Origin of the sequence: Enterobacter cloacae complex sp. IR5401, assembly GCF_049238425.1 — a bacterium.
Classification (GTDB): Bacteria; Pseudomonadota; Gammaproteobacteria; order Enterobacterales; family Enterobacteriaceae; genus Enterobacter; species Enterobacter hormaechei_C.
Genome location: NZ_JBMKHN010000045.1, coordinates 1 through 1,731 on the forward strand (window position 1 = coordinate 1; position 1,731 = coordinate 1,731).

General features: G+C 55.6%; 2 protein-coding genes. One reads left to right on the forward strand and one right to left on the reverse strand.

The genetic code is table 11. The features are described from left to right. Window positions 1–34: 34 nt before the first annotated feature. On the reverse strand, window positions 35–640 hold the full coding sequence (locus ACOTX1_RS23725) for a recombinase family protein (RefSeq protein WP_000509966.1): 606 nt from the start codon (window positions 638–640) through the stop codon (window positions 35–37). Window positions 641–734: 94 nt separating this feature from the next. Here ACOTX1_RS23725 and ACOTX1_RS23730 point away from each other — a divergent pair. Next, the coding region (locus ACOTX1_RS23730; RefSeq protein WP_421766886.1) for a DUF4158 domain-containing protein at window positions 735–1,731 on the forward strand (997 nt) is incomplete at its 3' end.

A 1,731-nucleotide genomic window follows, 5' to 3' on the forward strand; every position in this document is an offset into this window, starting at 1 on the left:
AGGGGTCGGTTCCGGCTGAGGGCGAAATGACACCCTAAGCGTTAGCTCTGTGTCGTTGCACGATGTCAGCGACGGTATTCTTGCTGATACCGAGCTCGCGTGCGATCCAGCGATAGCTGCGTCCCTCGGCCCTCATCGCAACCACCTTAGGCAAAAGTCGGTCTGATTTTGGTCGCACTCCGGCCTGACGACCAAGCCTCTTACCACGTGCCTTCGCAACAGCAAGGCCTGACTTGACCCGCTCGCTGATGAGATCCCGCTCAAACTCCGCAATGCCGGAAAGAAACGTCGCCAGCATTCGTCCATACGGCGACGAAAGATCGAACGCCATTCCATTCATGGCTATCACGGAAACCTTCCAGTTCTCCAGTTCACGTAGCGTATTGAGCAGATCGAGCGTCGAGCGCCCCCACCGGGAAAGCTCAGTGACCAGGATTGCATCAATTTGTCTGGACTGGGCAAGCGCCAGGACTTTCTTTCGCTCGGCCCGGTCGAGTTTAGTTCCTGAACCTGTTTCCTTAAATATTCCCACCACGTCGTAGCCGGCACGGCCGGCGAAGGCTCGCAGATCAAATTCCTGGCGTTCACAAGACTGATCCGCTGTTGAAACCCGGCAGTAAATGGCGGCACGATGTCCCAATTGAACCCTCCTGGATTTTTGTATCGGAACGCCCTGATTTATATGGGCTGGCTGTTGTCCAAAACAGACTATACTTCAAAAGGGACGAATTTGTATGTCACGACGCCATATTTTCACCGAACGGCAGCGAGCAGCGCTGTTCGATCTGCCCACGGACGAACTGTCGCTACTGAAGTTCTACACGCTGGGCGATGATGACCTGGAAAACATTAGGCAGCGCCGCAGACCGGAAAACAGGATTGGCTTTGCCCTGCAACTTTGTGCCTTACGATATCCGGGCCGTGCACTGGCTCCTGGTGAGATGATCCCGCGTGAAGTCCTTTCCTTCGTCGGTGCTCAGCTTGGAGTTCCGGCTGATGCGCTTCTCACTTATGCCACACGGCGCCAAACCCGTCAGCAGCACATGGACACGCTGCGCGAAATTTACGGCTACAAGACCTTCACGGGCCGTGGTGCCCGTGATCTGCGGGAGTGGACTTTCGGCCAGGCCGAAGATGCCAGATCAAACGAGGATCTTGCTCATCGTTTTATTGTGCGGTGTCGGGAAACTTCCACCATTCTGCCCGCAGTATCGACAATCGAGCGCTTGTGCGCGGATGCTCTGGTCGCCGCTGAGCGGCGGATTGAAACGCGGATTGCGGAAAATTTAACAGCGGATGTTCGCGATCACCTGGACAAACTTCTGAGTGAAATGCTCGCCGGCAATATCAGTCGTTTCATCTGGCTTCGCAACTTCGAGGTTGGTAACAACTCGGCTGCTGCTAACCGTTTGCTCGACAGGCTCGAATTTCTGCGTACCCTGAATATCAATCATAGTGCTTTGGCCAGCATACCTGCCCATCGCATTGCCCGGCTGCGTCGGCAGGGTGAACGCTACTTCACCGACGGTTTGCGTGACATCACTTCGGACCGCCGCTGGGCGATCCTTGCCGTCTGTGTTGTGGAGTGGGAAGCGGCGATTGCTGATGCCATAGTCGAAACCCATGACAGGATCGTAGGAAAAACCTGGCGGGAAGCGAAGCGCCAGCATGACGAAACAATTTCCGGCTCTAAAGCCACACTCACGGATACGATCCGTACCTTCACCGCGC